This is a genomic window from Metabacillus flavus (assembly GCF_018283675.1).
GTDB classification, from domain to species: Bacteria; Bacillota; Bacilli; order Bacillales; family Bacillaceae; genus Metabacillus_B; species Metabacillus_B flavus.
Genome location: NZ_JAGVRK010000001.1, coordinates 756,355 through 774,963, shown reverse-complemented (window position 1 = coordinate 774,963; position 18,609 = coordinate 756,355). Strand labels below are relative to the sequence as shown.

Annotated in this window: 20 protein-coding genes and 1 pseudogene; 8 read left to right on the top strand and 13 right to left on the bottom strand. The window is 45.7% G+C overall.

All coding sequences use genetic code 11. The features are described from left to right. Positions 1-79 precede the first annotated feature (79 nt). The 3 genes from J9317_RS04050 to J9317_RS04040 all read left to right on the top strand — a co-directional run bounded on the left by J9317_RS04050 (position 80) and on the right by J9317_RS04040 (position 1,403). Complete coding sequence (locus tag J9317_RS04050; RefSeq protein ID WP_211556601.1) at positions 80-637, top strand: GNAT family N-acetyltransferase; 558 nt, start codon at positions 80-82, stop codon at positions 635-637. A 382-nt stretch (positions 638-1,019) separates the two neighbouring features. Continuing rightward, entirely contained in the window at positions 1,020-1,139 is a 120-nt protein-coding gene (locus tag J9317_RS04045; protein WP_249291989.1) for a YfhE family protein, read from the top strand. 75 nt (positions 1,140-1,214) lie between these two features. Beyond that, positions 1,215-1,403 carry a YfhD family protein gene (locus J9317_RS04040; protein WP_211556600.1) on the top strand — a complete coding sequence of 63 codons (189 nt, stop codon included), beginning with the start codon at positions 1,215-1,217 and terminating at the stop codon, positions 1,401-1,403. A gap of 44 nt (positions 1,404-1,447) precedes the next feature. Here J9317_RS04040 and J9317_RS04035 read toward each other — a convergent pair whose 3' ends face one another. Both J9317_RS04035 and J9317_RS04030 read right to left on the bottom strand, forming a co-directional pair. Then, positions 1,448-2,656 (bottom strand): C40 family peptidase, encoded by a 1,209-nt coding sequence (locus tag J9317_RS04035; protein WP_211556599.1) that lies wholly within the window; start codon positions 2,654-2,656, stop codon positions 1,448-1,450. 129 nt (positions 2,657-2,785) lie between these two features. Next, positions 2,786-3,997 carry a threonine synthase gene (locus J9317_RS04030; RefSeq protein WP_211556598.1) on the bottom strand — a complete coding sequence of 404 codons (1,212 nt, stop codon included), beginning with the start codon at positions 3,995-3,997 and terminating at the stop codon, positions 2,786-2,788. 201 nt (positions 3,998-4,198) lie between these two features. Between J9317_RS04030 and J9317_RS04025 the strand changes: the two genes are divergently transcribed. Further along, positions 4,199-4,783, top strand: a complete 585-nt coding sequence (locus tag J9317_RS04025) for an RDD family protein (RefSeq protein ID WP_211556597.1) — start codon at positions 4,199-4,201, stop codon at positions 4,781-4,783. A gap of 19 nt (positions 4,784-4,802) precedes the next feature. Here the strand turns inward: J9317_RS04025 and J9317_RS04020 are convergent, their stop codons facing one another. From J9317_RS04020 to nagA, 4 genes are read right to left on the bottom strand one after another with little or no spacing between them, the layout of a single operon-like run. Next, positions 4,803-5,645 (bottom strand): DUF4037 domain-containing protein, encoded by an 843-nt coding sequence (locus J9317_RS04020; protein WP_211556596.1) that lies wholly within the window; start codon positions 5,643-5,645, stop codon positions 4,803-4,805. Position 5,646: 1 nt separating this feature from the next. After that, the gene (gene phnF / locus J9317_RS04015) at positions 5,647-6,384 is read right to left on the bottom strand and encodes a phosphonate metabolism transcriptional regulator PhnF (RefSeq protein ID WP_211556595.1); all 738 of its coding nucleotides are present in this window, start codon (positions 6,382-6,384) and stop codon (positions 5,647-5,649) included. Beyond that, positions 6,381-7,142, bottom strand: a complete 762-nt coding sequence (gene nagB, locus J9317_RS04010; protein ID WP_211556594.1) for a glucosamine-6-phosphate deaminase — start codon at positions 7,140-7,142, stop codon at positions 6,381-6,383. Before nagB ends, phnF begins: the two co-directional genes overlap by 4 nt. Then, positions 7,133-8,305 carry an N-acetylglucosamine-6-phosphate deacetylase gene (gene nagA / locus J9317_RS04005; RefSeq protein ID WP_211556593.1) on the bottom strand — a complete coding sequence of 391 codons (1,173 nt, stop codon included), beginning with the start codon at positions 8,303-8,305 and terminating at the stop codon, positions 7,133-7,135. The genes nagB and nagA overlap by 10 nt, the downstream gene beginning before the upstream one ends. Positions 8,306-8,728: 423 nt before the next feature. Between nagA and J9317_RS20520 the strand changes: the two are divergent. After that, a pseudogene (locus J9317_RS20520) lies at positions 8,729-9,250 on the top strand (peptidoglycan recognition protein family protein); the annotation flags it as partial. Positions 9,251-9,310: 60 nt separating this feature from the next. Continuing rightward, positions 9,311-9,748: a peptidoglycan-binding domain-containing protein gene (locus tag J9317_RS20515; RefSeq protein WP_347880548.1), complete on the top strand. Its 438-nt coding sequence runs from the start codon at positions 9,311-9,313 to the stop codon at positions 9,746-9,748. Positions 9,749-10,064: 316 nt separating this feature from the next. On the opposite strand, the gene J9317_RS03995 is transcribed toward J9317_RS20515, so the two are convergent. The 4 genes from J9317_RS03995 to J9317_RS03980 form a co-directional block, all read right to left on the bottom strand. Continuing rightward, the gene (locus J9317_RS03995) at positions 10,065-10,691 is read right to left on the bottom strand and encodes an MSMEG_1061 family FMN-dependent PPOX-type flavoprotein (RefSeq protein WP_211556591.1); all 627 of its coding nucleotides are present in this window, start codon (positions 10,689-10,691) and stop codon (positions 10,065-10,067) included. A gap of 232 nt (positions 10,692-10,923) precedes the next feature. Then, positions 10,924-11,919 (bottom strand): serine hydrolase domain-containing protein, encoded by a 996-nt coding sequence (locus tag J9317_RS03990; RefSeq protein WP_249291987.1) that lies wholly within the window; start codon positions 11,917-11,919, stop codon positions 10,924-10,926. Between the two features lies 1 nt (position 11,920). After that, a complete protein-coding gene (locus J9317_RS03985; protein WP_211556590.1) occupies positions 11,921-12,880 on the bottom strand; it encodes a sensor histidine kinase in 960 nt (319 codons plus the stop codon). 14 nt (positions 12,881-12,894) lie between these two features. Further along, on the bottom strand, positions 12,895-13,596 hold the full coding sequence (locus tag J9317_RS03980) for a LytR/AlgR family response regulator transcription factor (protein WP_211556589.1): 702 nt from the start codon (positions 13,594-13,596) through the stop codon (positions 12,895-12,897). Positions 13,597-13,759: 163 nt separating this feature from the next. On the opposite strand from J9317_RS03980, the gene J9317_RS03975 reads away from it, so the two are divergent. Then, positions 13,760-14,509, top strand: coding sequence for an ATP-binding cassette domain-containing protein (locus J9317_RS03975; protein WP_211556588.1), 750 nt, complete (start codon positions 13,760-13,762; stop codon positions 14,507-14,509). Then, a complete protein-coding gene (locus tag J9317_RS03970; RefSeq protein ID WP_211556587.1) occupies positions 14,499-15,665 on the top strand; it encodes an ABC transporter permease in 1,167 nt (388 codons plus the stop codon). Before J9317_RS03975 ends, J9317_RS03970 begins: the two co-directional genes overlap by 11 nt. A gap of 41 nt (positions 15,666-15,706) precedes the next feature. Here J9317_RS03970 and J9317_RS03965 read toward each other — a convergent pair whose 3' ends face one another. The 3 genes from J9317_RS03965 to J9317_RS03955 form a co-directional block, all read right to left on the bottom strand. Then, positions 15,707-16,933, bottom strand: a complete 1,227-nt coding sequence (locus J9317_RS03965) for an MFS transporter (protein WP_211556586.1) — start codon at positions 16,931-16,933, stop codon at positions 15,707-15,709. A gap of 522 nt (positions 16,934-17,455) precedes the next feature. Then, positions 17,456-18,088, bottom strand: a complete 633-nt coding sequence (locus J9317_RS03960; protein WP_211556585.1) for a FusB/FusC family EF-G-binding protein — start codon at positions 18,086-18,088, stop codon at positions 17,456-17,458. Between the two features lie 100 nt (positions 18,089-18,188). Further along, complete coding sequence (locus J9317_RS03955) at positions 18,189-18,482, bottom strand: CD3324 family protein (RefSeq protein WP_284143295.1); 294 nt, start codon at positions 18,480-18,482, stop codon at positions 18,189-18,191. Positions 18,483-18,609 lie beyond the last annotated feature (127 nt).

Here is an 18,609-nt window from a genome sequence, read left to right as displayed (position 1 = left end):
ATTTTTTGGCTAATTTAAAAAATTTCGAGGGTGGGGCTAAGGCTACGCGTCTGCCCTCATGTTGGAGGGAGCGAGAAAGATGCTTAAAAAACGTGACATTCACGATAGTCATGCGCTGTATGAACTTATGGTACACCCCGACGTCTTCCCTTACGTACGTCATAAAGCTGATTCAATCGAGGAATATTTGTTTTTAACCAAGCAAACAATCGAAGCCGAAGAGCGCAGTGAATTGATTTCACGGACCATTCTCGATGAATGGGGCTCTCCAATCGGGACCATCAGTCTTTTTGACCTCCAGGAAAATGCCGGGTTCCTCGGAACCTGGCTCGGCAAGCCTTACCATGGGAAGGGCTACAACCAAGCGGCAAAAGACGCATTTTTCAATGAACTATTCTACGAACTGGGAATCGACACTATTTTTCTCCGCATCCGGAAAGTCAACGTCCGGTCCACCAAAGCGGCTGAAAAACTCCCATACGTTGAATGTGCCAATGAAACACGCAAAGCGCTGCTGGATCAAATCAACAACGGCGAAGACATCTACAGCCTATATGAAATTAAAAAGGATTTATATACACTCTTCACCATGAGAACCCCTTCCGCTGCGGAAGAACAGCACTTGAAAGAAGCTTGAGAAAATCGCCCGCCAATTTTATTTGCGGGCTTTTTGATTGGTTTGGACTGCAGCTGCTGGAATAAACAAATTTTCCATCGTAATGTGCTTTTCCAGCCGATCCCCTTCTCTTTGCGGCCGATTTCAATGTTATATCAGCCACTTCGATCCCGATTTCAGCCGATACCAGCGGCTTTCCAGCCAAACTGATTTTTCCAGCCGACCCGAATCTCCTTCCAGCCAAACTCGCCTTCTTTTCAGCCACCTTCACCTTAGAACCAGCCGAAACCACCCGCTTCAGCTATCGGTTATAATTACTTCAATTACTTCCCCGCCCCATTGTATGAATCCCCCCATACTTGTCGAAAATAGTCCTATTCTAATGAATGGAGCTGAATACATAATGGAAAAGAAACGTCATGAGAATTCAAAGAGAACACTGACCACTGCACAGGAGGTTCTCTTCGGAAAAGAATTTAAAGCGGCTGACCGCGCTGGCGGTTTTACGAAGAAGAAGAACTAGTTTCCAGCATGTTCGCCGCCTATATCGGCCATTCTAGTAGGGAACCACAAGTTCACAACACAGGGGGCGTTCATTTTGGGAAGAGGACACAAACAGCACAATCGTGATAAAAACAAGAATAGTCTTCCTCAAGTTCCGAAGCAGCTGAAAAAAGAAACGGATGGAACGTATGAGGAGTATTCCCGTGAATTAGCCGACCAAGCCGACGTTGAAGCACAGGCGAGAGCCAGCGCAGCAAACCAGCGTCAGCAAAAAAGCCACTAAAACATGCATTAAGCCCCTGCCAGGAGTCAGCAGGGGCTTTTCACTTATATGCGTTTAGCTTTCAAATATTTGCCGGACCAGTAAGTGCTCACCTTGTAATGAATGACTTTTACTCCATCATTTGATGTGAGGATTACCTGCCCTTTACCGGCATAAATAGCAGGTACGATTGAGCCGGTTTGGAAAAAGACGAGATCTCCTGGTTTAAGGTCCTTTTCAGCAACTTCCTGACCCAGGTTAATCTGCTGGTTTCCGTACCTTGGCAGCTGCATGCCTTTTGCCTTCTTAAATACATACTGCACGAAACCGGATGTATCAAATCCGGTTTCAGGCGAAACTCCGTTCTTCGCGAACTTTGTTCCGACAAGTTCTTCAGCATTCTTCACCACGGGCTCGCTTCGGTCGATCCCAAGTCCGCTGACCCGTTTTATTCCCGCGAATTTTTCCTGTAAAAAGTTATTCGTGAGGTAGCTGACCGTTACTTTATTCGCGCCGCCAATCCGCGTTGCATTGAGAATTTGGTTATTTCCTGCGTAAATGCCAACGTGGGAAATTCCGGGCCGATGTGTGTCTTTGAAAAGCACAAGATCTCCCGGCTGGATGTTTTCCCTCGCTACCGAAGCTCCAACCGCCCATTGCTGGTCAGGGGTGTCCGGCAAGTAGATTCCGGATGCTTTTTCATACACATACTTGGTGAATCCGGAACAGTCAAATCCATCAGGCGACTGGCCTCCCTCTGTATACGGAACATTTAAATACTGAAGCCCTTTTGAAATAACCGGGTTATCCAATGCCATCTTCAGCGGCGCGGTAATCCGCTTCGCTCCCGCATAGCGGCTGTTCCAATAATCAGAGTTTTGAAATCCGACAGTTGTAACTCCTTTCGACACAGAGCTGTAAATCATCCGTCCATTCCCTTCATAAATTCCGGTCGTGGAAAGCTTTCCGCCGGATGAATCGTTAAAAAACAGGACATCCCCCGGCTGCAGGTTATCCCTTTTTACCTCTGTTCCAAAGCTCCACTGCTCGCTTGATAGAGACGGAAGTTCAATTCCCTTAGTTTTCTTAAAAACATATTGAACAAATCCGGCTGAGTTGAATCCTTCAGCCGGTGTATTTCCTTTACTTGAATAGCTTGTACCCATATACTGCTTGGCTGTTTGCAGGATTGTAGCTGCAGATGACTTAATGAACGGGAGACTAATTGCTAAACTAGAGCTTATGGCTATGGCGGCGATTACTTTCATTTTCATATAGTTTGGGCTCCTTTTCCTAATCTCCCCACCATTATGTCAGCAGCTTCATCCGATGCCAATAGCGCCAATTCCCCAACTGTTCCTGCTCATTTAGACTGGTGAATTCCTTATTTTTAGTCGAAATGTTTATAAGAGGGAGTCACCCGGTTCAAGTACGGGAGCCTCAGCCTTGAGATCATCAGCGTACTTAATACCCAGTCCTGTGTTAAGCAGGACAACCGTGTCATCTTCCTTTATCCATTGCTCCTGACGCAGCTTCTGGGCAGCAGCAAAAACGGCCGCCCCTTCAGGACAAATAAAAAGGCCTTCCTTCGATGCAACATCCAGCTGTGCATGCTGAATGGCTTCCTCTGATACAGACACAGCACAGCCTTTCGTCTGATAAATCGCATCAAGAACGAGAAAATCTCCAATCGCTTTTGGAACATTGATTCCAAAGGCCCCGGTCTGGGAATTGTTCCAGAATTCGGATTCCTGTTTTCCTTCTTCCCATGCTTTCACAATTGGGGCGCACCCATCCGCCTGAACAGCAACCAGCCTGGGCAGTTTTTCAGACGAAATCCAGCCGAGTTTTTGCAATTCGACCATGGCTTTATAAATTCCAATCAGTCCGACTCCGCCGCCTGTTGGATAAAGAATGACATCCGGAACTTCCCAATTAAACTGCTCTGCGATCTCCAGGCCCATCGTCTTCTTTCCTTCAATCCGGTAAGGCTCCTTTAAGGTGGAAGCATCGTAGTACCCTTTTTTGCCCACAAGCTCACCCACCATTTTTCCGGCATCGCTGATCAGCCCGTTCACCAGCCACAATCTTGCTCCCGAGGCTGCACATTCCTTTCGGGTCGTGATGGGAGCATCAACCGGCATCACTACATTCGCTTCAAGGCCTGCCCTGGCGGCATAAAGCGACCATGCTGCACCTGCATTTCCATTCGTTGGCATCGCAAATCTTTTCACTCCAAGCTCTTTCGCTTTTGAGAGCCCAACTGCCGCTCCCCTGGCTTTAAAGGACCCAGTCGGAATCAGTCCTTCATCCTTCATAAACAGCTGTGATATTCCATATTTTTCGCCCATTTTCGAGACGGGAAGTATTGGTGTTCCACCCTCGCCCATCGTGACGGCATTCTCTTCCTTGCGCACTGGCAGAAGCTCGTGGTATCTCCATATATTGCTTGGTCTTGCAGCTAAACTTTGCTTATTCCATACCTTTTTGATTTCCTCATAATCATAATCCACCAGCAGCGGAGAGCCGCATGTACACAATTGATGAATTTGCTCGGGATCATAATCCCTCCCGCATTTAGGGCAAAAAAGCCTGGTCATATAGCTATACTGCATAACAAATTGCCTCCCCTTGAAAAATAAAAACTCACTTTTAAATAAAGATGAGCCTTCAGTTTGTCTGATTGGCATCTGCTTTTTATCATATCATAGAAAATTTTTCTGCTGCAGCACTCCATTTATCCAAAAAACTGGTTTACCTGGAGTTTTTTTAAAGTGTATGATGGGAAAGTACTATATTAAAGGAGGGGATTGCCTATGGAAAAAAATCCTGCAGGCTTTTGGATTCGCTTAGGCGCAAATCTGATTGACGGAATTATTTTTGCAATTTTAGGTTATTTTTTGGTTTTACTAATTGGAGAAGGCATTGGCAGTAATGCTAACAGCGGAATTCAGTTCTTATACGGACTGCTGCTTCCGATATTCTGGTATGGATATACGGTAGGGAAAAGGGCCGTCAGCATTCGTATTGTAAGAGTGAACGGGTCGAACGTCACGTTTTGGACCATGCTCAAACGGACGCTGTTAAGCGGTATTCTCTATAGCGCTCCCATTGGAATCGGAGTTATTATTGCGTTAACAATGGCATGGACTGAGCTTGCACAAGCCTTAGCAAGCCCAATGGATGCGAATTTAGAAATGAGCAATTCAATGATGTCAGCTTTTGCCATTTTTTTCGGAGGAATGCTGCTTACTTTAATCTTGCTTGCAGCAAGTGCCATTATGGTAGGTGTGAGGGAAGATAAGCGCTCGCTTCATGATTTAATTGCCGGTACATATGTAACCCGGAATTCCCCAGGTGAACCGGTTGGCACTGGAGTAAATGTAATAAAAGAAGCATAAGAAAAAACAGGCGAATCATTTATGATTTGCCTGTTTTTTTTGCTGTAAACGATTGATTAGCTTGAATGAGAGGATCAATACTGAGGGCAGGGCATTCATCCTTCACCAATTGATAGACATCCTTTAACAGCTCCTCCAAAATAACCAAACCTTGCTTTGGATCCTTCAAAAAGACATTTTCCATGCGCTCTGCTGCCAATGCTGGCTTCCTATTCATTTCGCCTAGAGACTGCCTCTGCCATTTAAATCCCGGGTGATGAACATAGGTTTCATTTAATGCAAAAAGCACACTCATCACGTTTCTCTGTACGGTGACAAAAATCTGATGGAGCAAGAGCCAATCCTGTCTTTCCACAAGGGCATCACGGTTTCTCCATCTGCTTCCAAGCTTTAGATTCTCTGTTATCATCGCCAGCTTTAAGGATTCCGGATAGACAGCTGTTTTTTCTATTAGCCTCTGAAATGTGTCTTCCCCTGCAAGACATTTCCCGTTGAAAACAGCTGCCGCCAGACACTGTTTTTCAAGATCTGTGGATAAACGGTAAATGACATCTCCTATAACTGAATCTACGGTCCTCGTCAAAAAATGGCTGAGCTCCATTTTCACACCGTGAGCGTGGTAGGTTTCTGACCATTCTTCGTCTTCATAGTCATGAAAATCTATGATTTCCCCCTTGACCTCTTGAATAGGAAGAAGCCGGTCTTCATCACTTGGTTCTTCACTCCAGCATAGGAAAAGCTCAATATCGGAATAGCGATCCTCCCAGCCTCTGGAGACAGATCCTCCAAGCCATATAGTATCCACTTTTGGATTGCATTTATATATCTCTGCCATTTTTACAGCTAAATCCTTAAGCTCCATCCTATTGTCCCCCTTGCCTCCGTTCAAGCTCCATTACATACTTATAGCGGTCTCCGCGATAAATGGTTTTTGTATATTCAACTGGCTGATGATCTGCCGAAAAGCTTGTCCGCTGTATTTTCAAAACAGGAGCCCCTTCCGCAAGTTTCAATGCCTCTGCGGCTTTTTTTCCTGCTTCCGCTGCTTCGAGCTCCTGCTTTCCATATTGGATCGGCATGCTGCAGTGATTTTCAATGTATTGATAAATGGAACCCTCGGCATGCTTTTTCGTCATGTCTGGAAAGAGATGAACCGGCATGTAGAGAGTTTCGTAAGCCATCGCTTCCCCATCTGCCAGCCGAATCCTTTTCACTTTGTACATCTCCTCATCCTGCGTGAGGCCAAGTTCTTTTGCAGCCTGCTTTGAGGATGCCGTTTGCTCAAAGCTAATAACCTTCGTTTCCGGTTTTCTTCCCTGCTCCGCCATTTGCTCCGTAAAACTCGTAATTCCTGTCAGTTCCTGATTGAGCTTTGGAGCAGAAACAAAGGTTCCCCGCCCTCTTTTCCGCTCCAAAATGCCTTCACTAACCAGGTTGCTGATTGCCTGCCTGACCGTCATCCGGCTAATCGAATACTGCTCGCAAAATTGTCTCTCAGAAGGGATCGCTTCTCCGCTTTTCCACTCACCCGAATTAATTTTTTCTTTAATATTCTCTTCCACCTGATAATAGATCGGAACCGGGGAATCTTTTTTTATCATTGATGAAGCTCCCCCTTCCCATCCATACGAATACCAGAGAGTGCCTCTTTATCTGCAATTATGGTAGCATCAGGATGCTGTTTCAGCACGGATGCCGGGAAATCCTCTGTCACTTCTCCGTACCATAGCTGCTCGATCGCTCCCGCTTTTTTCACTCCGGAAGCAAGGAGAACGATCTTGCGGCTTTTCATGATGGTGCCAATTCCCATTGTGATGGCTTCTTTTGGTACCTGTGCCATCGTTTCGAAATACCTTGCATTCGCCTGTCTCGTTGATTCCGTCAGCCGGACGAGATGGGTACCAATCTCAAAAGGCGTACCGGGCTCGTTAAACCCGATATGGCCATTTTCTCCGATGCCAAGGAGCTGCAGGTCCACCCCGCCAGCTTGCTCAATCAAACGATCATATCTGCTGCACTCCTCCATAGGATCAGCGGCTGTTCCATCCGGAATATGATTTCTTTCTAAAGCAAAATCCGTTTTACTGAAAAATTGTTCCTGCATGTAGCTGAAGTAGCTGTTCGGATCCTCTTTTTTCATTCCAAAGTATTCATCCAGATTAAAGGAAGCCGCTTCAGCAAAAGAGATTTCCCCTTCGATGAATACATCAACCAGTTCAGAATAAACCCCTTTAACCGTTCCTCCCGTCGCCAGGCCAAGGACCGACTGCTTTTTTTGTTCCATCTGCTTTAGAAAAATACTGGCTGCTTTTTGACTCATATCCTGATAATCCGCTGCTGCTATTAATTTCATGCCCATCCCCCTTTTTGATATGCGATTTTCCCCCTGCAAATCGTCAGCACCACATCTCCATCCTTTGATAAAGCCGTCAAATCTGCATCCTTTCCGGGCTTAATGCTGCCTTTCCGGTCAAAAATATTCAGCTGCTTTGCGGGATTCACAGATGCCATTTGCACAATATCCTCCATAGAGCAGCCTGTGAATTTCTTCATGTTCTGCACCGCTTCATTCATTTTCAAAACACTGCCTGCAAGGGATCCGTTCTCAAGCTCTGCTTTTCCGTCTTTCACATACACGTCCTGGCCGCCAAGATCGTACACTCCATTTTCTAATCCCTTGGCTCTCATGGAATCCGTAACCATAATCATCCCTTCTGGACCTTTCAGACGGTATGCGAGAAGGATCATTTCAGGCGCAACGTGAACCCCGTCAGCGATAATCTCGCACTTGATTCGCGGATCCAGCAGCGCAAAACCCGCTGTTCCTGCTTCCCTATGGTGCAGTCCCCTCATTCCATTGAATAAATGGGTTGCCTGGCGTACCCCGTGATCTGCCGCACTTTCTCCTTCAGAAAATAGCGCATCTGAATGCCCGATGGATGGAATAACTCCTTTGTTGGTCAAATAATCGGCCAGTTCCAAGCCGCCTTCCAGTTCTGGAGCCATCGTAACTAATTTAATCGCACCGCCTGCTTTTTCCTGCCATTGTTCAAAAAGAGGGATGTCCGGCGTTAAGAAATGAGTCGGCAGCTGCGCTCCTGCCCGCTTTGGAGATAAAAAAGGCCCTTCTACATGGACCCCGAGAATTTCCGCACCTTTAGGAGGTCTAGACATGCAGACAGCTAGATTGGAAAGTGCTTTTTCAATTGATTGAGTATCGGAAGTCATGGTTGTTGGCAAAAAGGCCGTAGTTCCTTCTTGAACAAGCTGGTTGGCCATCGCTGCAAGTGCTTCCTCTTCTGAATCCATCGCATCAGCCCCGCCAGCTCCATGAATGTGCATATCGATCATCCCAGGAATTAGTTCAATTGTTTGGCTAAGTTTCAGCTCAATATAACCTGAATGCATTTGAAATTTTTCCATCGGCCCGACTTCTGCCACTTTCCCCTCTTTAACAAGTACATATCCCGGCCGGAATGTTTCAAACTCTGCATAAACCGTTGCGTGAGTGATTGCAAGCATCGATAAGGCACCTACTTTTCCTAATTTTACAAAAATTGTACCATATAGGAGGCTAGTCGTCTAGACCACTTATAAAAATCAGCATCGTAATTTTCCCCATCCGATCCTTTACAGAAACCAATTTGTATATCTTAACCGAACGTTTTTCTTATGTAGCAATATCGCTCCGCGCCATTCTACAATTTCCGCAAAAGCTGTGCATAAGTTATTCACACCCCTGTTGATATTGTGGAAAAATGTGTGGATCACGCTTAGGACAACAACCCTCTATCCACAATATCATCAATTTCTCGTCGTTTTAGGTGTGGATAACGTTGATAACTCTTGAATTATTCTATATTGTGCGAATTTTGTGTGGATAACCATTTTGTCGAATCCTCGGAACGATGTTTTCCCAGAAACATAAACAAGCTATATAGAGAGATGGAGAGTGAGAGAGTGAAATATCCTATACAACGTTCCTACATTCGTACCGGGAATTCTCGTTCCGGACGAAAAATAAGGACAGTTCTGTTCATTGTAAGCCACGACACTGGAAACCCTGGGACAAGTGCGGCTCAGAACCGCAAATATTTTAACGATCAGCAGCCATTAGCCTCGGCCCATGCATTTATCGATGACAAAACGATTTTGGAAATCATTCCTTTGGATGAACTAGCTTTTCACGTTCAATCAGGCATTACGGAAGACAACCGCCGATTTGGAGATGATGCCAATGATGCAGCCATCGGTGTGGAATTATGCTTTGGCGGAAGCATTAACTTCCAGCAGGCATTCGATCGATATGTCTGGTATCATGCCTACCTTTGCGACCGCTTCGGATTGAATTCGGACAAACACATTATCGGCCACTATACACTGGATCCTTCGAGGAGAACCGATCCTCTCAATGCCTTTCAGCGATATGGCGTATCATGGACTCAGTTTATCAGCAGCGTTAAACGTTCCCTCGCAAATGACTTTGGCAAGGCACCCGCTGCACCTCCAGCTGCCGAAAATCTGCCGGTGAAAAGAGGCGACACAGGAGATCTGGTTAAAGATGTCCAGAGAAAATTGATTGCCGCTGGATACACCTTGACAGCGGACGAAATTTTCGGAGCAAGTACCGAAGCTGCGGTACTTGCTTTTCAAAAGAAAAACAACCTTACCGCTGACGGCATCATCGGCAGTCAGACATATGCCGCACTAAGCAAATTCAAGCCGCCCTCTGCCAGTTACCCACTGCCTACAGGAGTATCCAGAGACGGATCATCAGGCGAGCCCGTTAAACAAATTCAGCGCGCCCTGCAAAAACTCGGTCTCTACAGCGGTTCCATCGACGGACAATATGGTCCGCATACAGCCGCTGCCGTACGCCGTTTTCAAAGCCGGTATACTTCTCTGGCAGATGACGGTGTGTACGGACCGAGTACTCGAACTTACATGCTTAATGCATTGAAATAAGGAAAGGATGCCTCATTTTTTTTGGGGGCATCCTTTTGGTTTGGGGTTGGGTTGGGTTGGGTTGGGTTGGGTTGGGTTGGGTTGGGTTGGGTTGGGTTGGGTTGGGTTGGGTTGGGTTGGGTTTAGGGATGCGTATGAAGTTGGCGGTCATAACGGCCGGCGGAATTTGTCACTTCATGTCGAAAAGTCGATATATCAAAAAAATAGCCGATATATTTTTATTTTGGTCGATATAACTTTTTTTCGGTCGATATATTTTTATTTCGGTCGATATATTAGATCAGCAATATGCAGCCAGCCTCAAAAGAACTATTTGCTAATATAATCTCCTCTTGTAGCTTTCTTCCAGAGCAGCAGCCACACTTTCAGCATCAAATTCCTTACATTTCGCATGATCCGCCAATATTTCATTTACTTTAGGCAATTCTTCTGCCGGCCATTCATCGCTATCCCAAAGATGTGATCGCTTCAGTGCCTTTCCGCAGTGAATAAAGCACTCCTCTACTTCTATTGCAATTCCTGCAATCGGAGTTTTCCCTCTTGCCTGCATTTGCTCCAGAATATCCTGGTCTCTGATGACAGAAGCTTTCCCCGTTATTCTAAGCGACTCATCTAAACCAGGAATCAGACATAACAGACTTGCATGATGATTTTCTAATAGATTGCGAATGGAGTCCAATCGTTTGTTTCCTGGACGCTCTGGTATGACAAGCTGCTTTTCATTCAATATCAGTATAAAACCGGGATGGTCTCCCCGGGGAGAAACATCACATTCTCCATTAGAATTGGAAGTACCGATCAATGCAAATGGGGAGAGAGATAGAAAGTTTATACAGTGGTGATCTAAGTGGTCAATGACCTTGCTTGAAGCGAGCTTACCCGGTTTTCCCCATATCTCATCCAGCTGTTCCGCTGATTCTATGATGTTTTGGAATTGTTTCATCGCTTCCTGTCCTCCTGCAGGTTATTTATTATCGAATCAAACATGCTCCCCCTCCAAAAGAAGAGCCCGGTCCATTAATTTCAAAAAATAATTCAAGCTAAGGGACTGCAAAATGGAACGTAAGCTATTGCAAAAGGTCGATTGTTTGAGGAAAGCCTCTATTGCATAATCCACTGCAAAACGCATGGAAAATGACATCCAAGCGTTTTCAACTTGTTTCTCATTACTCTAGCTAGAGAATACGTTCTATAGTCTCCCCAATCCACCCATTCCTTTGATGGAAACCCGTATCCGTGTTCGTCATGATGATTGCCCCAGTGCCAAGGCGGGGATAAACGACCGCCATACTTTGAAACCCTTTGCCCCAGCCAAGCGAGGAAATTTCCTCTCCGTTTACAAAAACCCCTAATCCCGTCCACGGTGAACAGCCCTGAGAACGAATCATCTCTTCCGCAAGTTTTTGGGATATACCCAATTTGCTTCTTGCATTCATGGCATCAAGCAATTCACCAAAAAGCTTTCCAAGATCAGCCGCGCTTGACCATAAACCTGCAGCTGCAGGGTATGGATATACCGGATACTTTTCCTCCAGTAAACTGCCTTCTCGATCATGGCCCGCTGCCGCATGAGCACCTAAAACATTTAATGTACTGCCATCCATGCCGAGTGGATTCAGCACCTTGCTTTTTAGCAATTCCTCATACGTTACACCTGTCACATCATGAATCAACTGCTCCAGCACACAAAATCCGGCATCTGAATAATGAAACTCTGTTCCAGGTTCATACTTGATGTTTACAGGCTCCGGGCAATAAGGTGTTGTCCCCTCAAGAATCTCTATAATAGATGGAGCTGACCTTGAAAAATCCAATTCCATAAAACTTCCGCCTGGATCCTTTATGCCTGATTGGTGGCTTAAAAGCAGACGGAGCGTTACAGGCTGCGTAAAACCATTTGACGGGACTCTCCATGATTTCAGCCTTATATTCACATCCTCATCCAAAGCAAGAATATCTTCACCTACTAGTCGCAGGGCAAGCATCGCTGCAGCAAATTTGCTGATGGAACAAGCATTGAACACGGTATCAGCCGTAACTCTCTCCTCCTGCCCTCTTTCAAGCACTCCAAACCCTGCTTTCCGGCTGATTCGGCCGTCCTGAATTAAGGCAATGCCGGCACCCGCAATATGGTACTCCTTCATACTTTCCGCAATATCAAGGTTTTCCATATCAGCTCCTCCCTATCGAAGGAAATTTCAGCTTCAGCGTAAAAATGTGTTCCTTGTATGTAAAATCGAGAAAGCCGCCGTATTGTTTGACTGTATCTGCTATCACTTTTGTACCAAGGCCTTCCTGTCCTTTTGTGGAGCGGCCTGATTTTTCAAAAAGAACATCCAGCACCTCGTTTGGAGGCTGAACACTTGAGTTCCGGCAAACAAGGAGATAAACCCCGCTTCTTTTCTCAAATCGGACGGTCAGCATCGGATCTTTCTGCCCCTCACGAATCGATTCCTCGCAAGCCTCGATTGCGTTGGAGAGCATGTTTCCAAGCAAACCGACCAGGTCAACCGGGTGCATAGGCAAGGTGGAGATCGGCAAATCGAATTCATAAGCGATCTGAATTCCGAGACTGTCTGCTCGCCGGTAGACATCATGCAGAATTCCCGCCGCTACCCCGTCCTCGCCTTTTATAGAGATATTCGTCTCTTCATAGGTGCGGACAAGGCCGTTCATATACTCCTTCGCTTCGCTATACCTCCCCTTTTCCAATAGATAGTGGACGGCTGAAATATGCTTCATGTAGTCATGCCGCTGGCTTCGGACCACCCGGAAGGTTTCGTTGACCGTATTCTGTGCATCGAGAAGCTGAGTCATTTTCCGGTCTGTTGCCTTTGACTGTTTTCCTATTAAAAAGCGGACATATTCCAATCCGGAAAATACAAGGAAAAGCAGGCAGCGAACCGGAATAGGAGCCTGCCAAGCACTGATCGCAAGCAGCAGCTGAATGCCAGTCAGCGTTCCATTCATAGATTGCTGGACATACACGATATTCCTGAACCAATGCTTAACTCCTGCGTAAATAAAAACAACCGCAGCTATGGCAGCCGCCCATAAAGGCAGGACATCTATCATCAAAATCAAAAAATAAACTCCGATTCCCGCGGACGCCGCGTAAATCATTCCTTTCATTCATCATCTCCGCCTTAAAAGTAATGAGATTGAATAAAATCAATCTGCTCTTTTGTAATCATCGCTTTTTCTTCAATTCCCTCAAAGGAAACCATATACGTCGTTTTCGTATAAATCGAAAAGTTTTTCACAAAATGAATGTTGATAATAAATGAACGGTGAGAGCGGATAAAATCCCGTTCCCTCAGCTCCCCTTCCAGTTCATTCAGCGTCTGATACGTTTTGACCTGGCCGGACTTTGTATAAATGGTTGTAGACCGGCCCGTCCGTTCGATAAAAATAATCTCTTTCTTTTGAACAATATGAATCTCTGATTTTTGCTTTAAAAACAGTCTTCCCGCAATTTCAGAGGAGTGGGTTTTTTCTATGTAGCGCTGAATCGATTTTTCCAGCCTGTCTTTCGTATACGGCTTCATAATGTAATCATGCACATTCAGTTCAAATGCATGCACGGCGTAGCCGCTAGTCGCTGTTACAAAAATAACCGCAATACTGAGGGCATGGGTATGGATGATATCGGCAAGCTCATAGCCTGACAGCTCTGGCATTTCAATGTCGGCAATCAGCAGATCCACTTCTTCCCTTTTTACATACTCATACGCTTCTTCTGCAGATTGGGTCGCAAAAAAGATCTTGATTTCATCCATTTTGGACACAATGCCCTTCAGTTTATCCAGATCTATCATCCGGTCATCTACTAATCCTACTTTGATCATCGCTCTGCTCCTAGTAAACAAATTCCACCATTATTGTAACATTTAAGATTCCCTTTTTGACCCATTCGCGACAGGAAAAGGCGTTTTCGCGACAACTTCGCAGATTCACCGGATTCCACCAGGTATGATAACGAAAGAAACCAGCAGAAAAGGAGACGAGAGCATGATTCAGATAAAAGAAGTAACAAAGCAATTTAAAGATCGAAAAACATACGTAACGGCACTCAAGCATGTTTCATTCGACGTGAAAAAGGGAGAAGTGGTCGGGCTGCTCGGTGAAAACGGAGCCGGCAAAACAACCCTTCTCCGCTCAATTGCAACCCTTATTACACCTACAGACGGATCAATCAGCGTAGCCGGGTTCGATACCGTCAAAAAATCCTTTGATGTAAAAAAACGGATCGGTGTGCTCTTTGGAGGAGAAACCGGCTTGTACGATAGGCTGACGGCCAAAGAAAATCTCGAGTATTTCGCTGCTCTTTACGGAATGAGCAAGCATGAAACAAAGGTACGGATTGATGAGCTTGCCGTGATGTTCGGGATGAAGGATTACCTAGACCGCAAAGTCGGCGGCTTTTCGAAGGGGATGCGCCAAAAGGTCGCGATTGCAAGAACACTTATTCATGATCCGGACATCATCCTGTTTGATGAACCGACAACCGGACTTGATATCACGTCGTCGAACATCTTCCGCCAGCTGATTCACCAGCTGAAGTCAAAGGGGAAAACGATTGTCTTTTCAAGCCACATCATGGAAGAGGTTCAGATGCTTTGCGATTCCGTTGTCATGATTCATAAAGGAGAAGTCGTTTACAAGGGGAATCTAGAGCGCCTTTATCAAGAGGAAGCAAGCAAGGATTTGAACTACATTTTCATGTCAAAATTAGTAAGGGGGAAAAGCCATGTTTCTTAAAATTTATCTAAAGGAAATGAAGGACTCGCTTCGAGACCGGAGAACGCTGCTGATGGGAGTGTTTATTCCAATACTGGTTCTTACGGGACTCACTCTGTTTTACGAAAATATCATGGCAGATTCGAAGCAAACCTTTACCCTTGCCGTTTCTTCCAGCATTGCTAAGGATGAAGAACAGCTGGTGAGCGGATTGAAGAATGTGAATACAAAAAGCTTTACGGATCCTGAAAAAGCCGTAAGAGATGGAGATGCTCAGGCGGCGGTTACATTCGACAGCGGATTTGTGCAGAAAATTAACAGCGGACAGCAGGCAAATGCCACTCTATATGGTGATTCCTTCAGCAAAAATTCGTCTGTATTAATGGAGATGATTGATGCACAGCTAACTGCATTTGAGGAGGGAGTAGTCAAAAACCGCCTTCAGGCAGCAAACCTTGATCCAATGGTCATTCAGCCTCTTGAAGTCACGACGAAAGAAATGAACAGTGAGGATGACAGTGCTGCCGCCTTAAGTATCTTTTCAAACTTCCTGCCAATGATTATCTCTATGGCAATCGTATCAGGTGCTTACCCTTCCGCAACCGATTTATTCGCAGGCGAAAAAGACCGCAAAACGATGGAAGCTCTCCTTATTACACCGGTAAGCCGGACAAAAATGCTTTTAGCTAAATGGCTGACGGTCTCCACCATAGCCGTATTTTCCGGTGTTGCAGCAGTTGCCGTTGTCAGCTTAGAAATTATCTTTTTGACCGAAAAATTGAAAGAAGCGCTCCAATTTGGAGATCATGTTTGGATTTTTATCGGAATTACGCTAATAACATCCGTCATGTTCGCCCTCTTTATGTCATCCGTGCAAATGCTCGCGAGTCTTATCTCAAAGTCGGTAAAAGAGGCCCAAAGCTATCAAACTCCGATTATGATGCTACCCATTCTGCCAATCTTCACCTTAACAAGCACTGGCGTAAATGAAACGAGCTTTCAGCATTTCATCATTCCCGCAATCAATATGTTTGCCCTGATAAAAGAAATGCTCTACGGCATCATTAATGTCCAGAACATTCTTTTGACTGTCGGAAGCACCGCTTTGTTCATGATCATCGTACTTGCCGTCACGGTTTCTCTGTTTAAGAAGGATCAGTGGGTAATGGGGAAATAACTAAAAAAGCAGGCACATCCCAAAAGGATGGCCTGCTTTTTTTATTGCGTTTGAGACTCCGCTTCCCACTCCCTCAGCTTCTGATCCGAAGGCAAAAACACGGTCAAAATCCCAATCACCGGGAGCACACTGCACAAAATCATCGTTGCATACAAGCCCCATACATCCGCAAGCATTCCGAGAAACGCAGACCCGATTGCCCCCATTCCGAAGGCCAAGCCCACAATAAGCCCGGATACTGTTCCTATCTTTCCTGGAATGAGCTCCTGCGCATAAACAACCGTAACGGAAAAGCTTGATAGAATAATCACTCCAATAATAAAGAATAACGGGTACACCCATATCAGACTGACATGAGGAAGGATGAGCGCAAATGGAGCCGATCCGACCATCGAAAACAAAATGACATTCCGTTTGCCGAACCGGTCGGCAAGCGGTCCGCCGAGGAACGTTCCAATTACCCCGGAAGCAAGGAATAGAAAAATAAAATATTGTGCTTCCTTAATGGAGATTCCATAATCCTCAATCAAGTAAAACTGAAAATAGTTTGAGATTCCGGCAGAATACCAGGAACGGGCAAATACGAGGAAAACGAGCAGCGTAATCGCAAAGCCTACCTGCTTCGTCCGTTTTCTGGTCTTCGTTTTCACCGTCGCTTTTACTGTTTTCGGAAACCGGATCAGCTGGTTTGAGTACCATTTTGATACAAAAAGGAGTACGAAAACCGCTAAGGCAGCGACAAGCGTAAACCAAATCGAACCGAATTGGCCTAACGGAATGAAAATCAGGATCGTCATAAGCGGCGCAAGCGACTGTCCAAAATTTCCGCCCACCTGGTAAATGGATTGAGCAAGCCCCCGCTTTCCTCCCGCTGCCATGTAAGCAACCCGCGATCCTTCCGGATGGAACGCCGCCGAACCAAGCCCGATGAAAATAACCGAAAGCAGCACGAAACCGAAGTTCGGCGCAAAGGCTAGCCCGAGCATCCCGATCATTGACAGCCCCATTCCGAACGGCAGCACATACGGAGCACTTTTTTTATCCGTCAGCCACCCCACAACCGGCTGCATAATGGAAGACGTCATACTAAGCGCAAACCCAATCCACCCCAGCTGGCCATAGGATAGGTTCATGCTTCTCTCCAAAATCGGAAACACAGCCGGAACGACAGATTGCATCGTATCATTCAGTAAATGTACAAATCCGATCGCAAAAAGAATCGGATACACCGTCGGATTGACCGATGGCCTTCTTTCAGCAGCTTGCATGTTGGTTTCTCCCCTTTATGTAGGTAAGCTCTTCTTTCATATTACCACTTTTTAGGGAGGTGGTTGAGAGTGCTGAAATGCTTATGAATTAGCCGATTGATTTTATTTGACCGTTCATAGTCCTAATTTAGCCGGTCCATCCATGTTTCTGACCGATCGACAAGCTTTTTTAGCTAATCAATTTTATCGGGCCGGTCACTCTGATAATTTGGCCGTTCCTCGCCTCTGGGGTGTCAGTCCCCTCAAATTTTACCGGACTAAAGCTCTGGCACCGTGGTTCGCCGGCCCTTGCACCATAAGGGTTCATCGCTATTTGCCTCTGTCCCCCGGTGCGGTGAAGCAAAGTGGGACTGGCACCGTGCCAGTCCCCTCAAATTTTACCGGACTAAAGCTCTGGCACGGTGGTTTCCCAGCCCTTGCACCATAAGTGTTCATCACTTTATGCCTCTGTCCCCCGATGCGGTGAAGCAACGCGGGTCAGGCGCCGCCACCCATGGTGAGGCACCACCCAATAAATAAATTTCAACCCAACAATTCAAACAAATCCTCAAGCCTGTCAAGCGACGTCAAATTTTGATTGCAGTTTAAGCTGTCCCGGCATATATAATTGCCGCGCTTTACGAATGTGCCCTGCACCTTCCCTTTAATCTCAGTCATGAACATTCCGATTTCTTCATAGCCGTGGCAGATGGTGCAGATACCCTTTTTATGAAAGCGGTCGTAGGTTCCTTGCAGCCCCTTGAGTTTCCCTTTGTACGGGGCAATGATGAACATTTTATCTGAACCTTTATCAATCCAGCTCAAATAGGTCAGTTCCTTTAAATCCAGTTCCTCCATTGCAGGAGCTTTTAGCTTTTTAGCTTTAGGAAACGTCCTTTTGATGGCCGCTTCCGTTAATTCTGGAAAAGGAATAACATACGATTTTACGGCAGCTGTGAATAGTTCCGCATCGCCGCGTTCTTTAATTTCTGTAATCGGAAGCAGTAATTCCTGCTGTTCCTCATTCAATTCCATTAGATTCAGCACGTTTTCTCTGGCCAATTCTCTGACTGCCTTCAAAACACCTTGATCGTTTGCTGTGGCGTGGCCATTTACAAGGTTTTGCGCTTGTGATTTTATATAGTGGTACTGATCAGTTCGAATAAACGGTTCCACTTGTACCGCCCCTTTCTGTACCCTTTTATTGTAAACACGACTTTGTTTTTTCGAAAGGGATAAAATGTTTATGAACCAATTTCGCCATAAAAAGCACGAATCATGATGATCCGTGCTTTGAGGTTTTCGTATATACAATTTTTTTCACGGTCTCCACTGATAAATGATAGTCTGATGCCAGCTGAGAAATGGCTCTTCCCCGCTTAAATGCTCTCCTCATTTGCGCGTTCCGTTCGTCTACCGCTTTTCTTCCACCTGATTGGGATCCCCATTTTCCATAAGCCTCCTTCGGCTTCGGTATATAAATGGTTTCTCCCTGTACGTACTTCTGGATTTCCATCAGCAGACTTTCAGGCAGCACAGCGGCTGCTTTGATTTGTTTCACTTCTGCCAGCTCCTTCTTCTGAATGTAAGAATGAAGGGCAAAGCCGATTCCGCAGAAGTAATCCTATCTTTTAGGCGATTGATAAACATCACCCATGCAAAGGATCGCCTTCTGCTTACTTAGGCTCTGCATGGGA

What these genes read in the sequence shown, in the direction of transcription:
- J9317_RS04050 (WP_211556601.1), top strand. Translation starts at nt 80, where the DNA reads ATGCTTAAAAAACGTGACATTCACGATAGTCATGCGCTGTATGAACTT.
- J9317_RS04045 (WP_249291989.1), top strand. Translation starts at nt 1,020, where the DNA reads ATGGAAAAGAAACGTCATGAGAATTCAAAGAGAACACTGACCACTGCA.
- J9317_RS04035 (WP_211556599.1), bottom strand. Translation starts at nt 2,656, where the DNA reads ATGAAAATGAAAGTAATCGCCGCCATAGCCATAAGCTCTAGTTTAGCA.
- J9317_RS04030 (WP_211556598.1), bottom strand. Translation starts at nt 3,997, where the DNA reads ATGCAGTATAGCTATATGACCAGGCTTTTTTGCCCTAAATGCGGGAGG.
- J9317_RS04025 (WP_211556597.1), top strand. Translation starts at nt 4,199, where the DNA reads ATGGAAAAAAATCCTGCAGGCTTTTGGATTCGCTTAGGCGCAAATCTG.
- J9317_RS04020 (WP_211556596.1), bottom strand. Translation starts at nt 5,645, where the DNA reads ATGGAGCTTAAGGATTTAGCTGTAAAAATGGCAGAGATATATAAATGC.
- phnF (WP_211556595.1), bottom strand. Translation starts at nt 6,384, where the DNA reads ATGATAAAAAAAGATTCCCCGGTTCCGATCTATTATCAGGTGGAAGAG.
- nagB (WP_211556594.1), bottom strand. Translation starts at nt 7,142, where the DNA reads ATGGGCATGAAATTAATAGCAGCAGCGGATTATCAGGATATGAGTCAA.
- nagA (WP_211556593.1), bottom strand. Translation starts at nt 8,305, where the DNA reads ATGCTTGCAATCACTCACGCAACGGTTTATGCAGAGTTTGAAACATTC.
- J9317_RS03995 (WP_211556591.1), bottom strand. Translation starts at nt 10,691, where the DNA reads ATGAAACAATTCCAAAACATCATAGAATCAGCGGAACAGCTGGATGAG.
- J9317_RS03990 (WP_249291987.1), bottom strand. Translation starts at nt 11,919, where the DNA reads ATGGAAAACCTTGATATTGCGGAAAGTATGAAGGAGTACCATATTGCG.
- J9317_RS03985 (WP_211556590.1), bottom strand. Translation starts at nt 12,880, where the DNA reads ATGAAAGGAATGATTTACGCGGCGTCCGCGGGAATCGGAGTTTATTTT.
- J9317_RS03980 (WP_211556589.1), bottom strand. Translation starts at nt 13,596, where the DNA reads ATGATCAAAGTAGGATTAGTAGATGACCGGATGATAGATCTGGATAAA.
- J9317_RS03975 (WP_211556588.1), top strand. Translation starts at nt 13,760, where the DNA reads ATGATTCAGATAAAAGAAGTAACAAAGCAATTTAAAGATCGAAAAACA.
- J9317_RS03970 (WP_211556587.1), top strand. Translation starts at nt 14,499, where the DNA reads ATGTTTCTTAAAATTTATCTAAAGGAAATGAAGGACTCGCTTCGAGAC.
- J9317_RS03965 (WP_211556586.1), bottom strand. Translation starts at nt 16,933, where the DNA reads ATGCAAGCTGCTGAAAGAAGGCCATCGGTCAATCCGACGGTGTATCCG.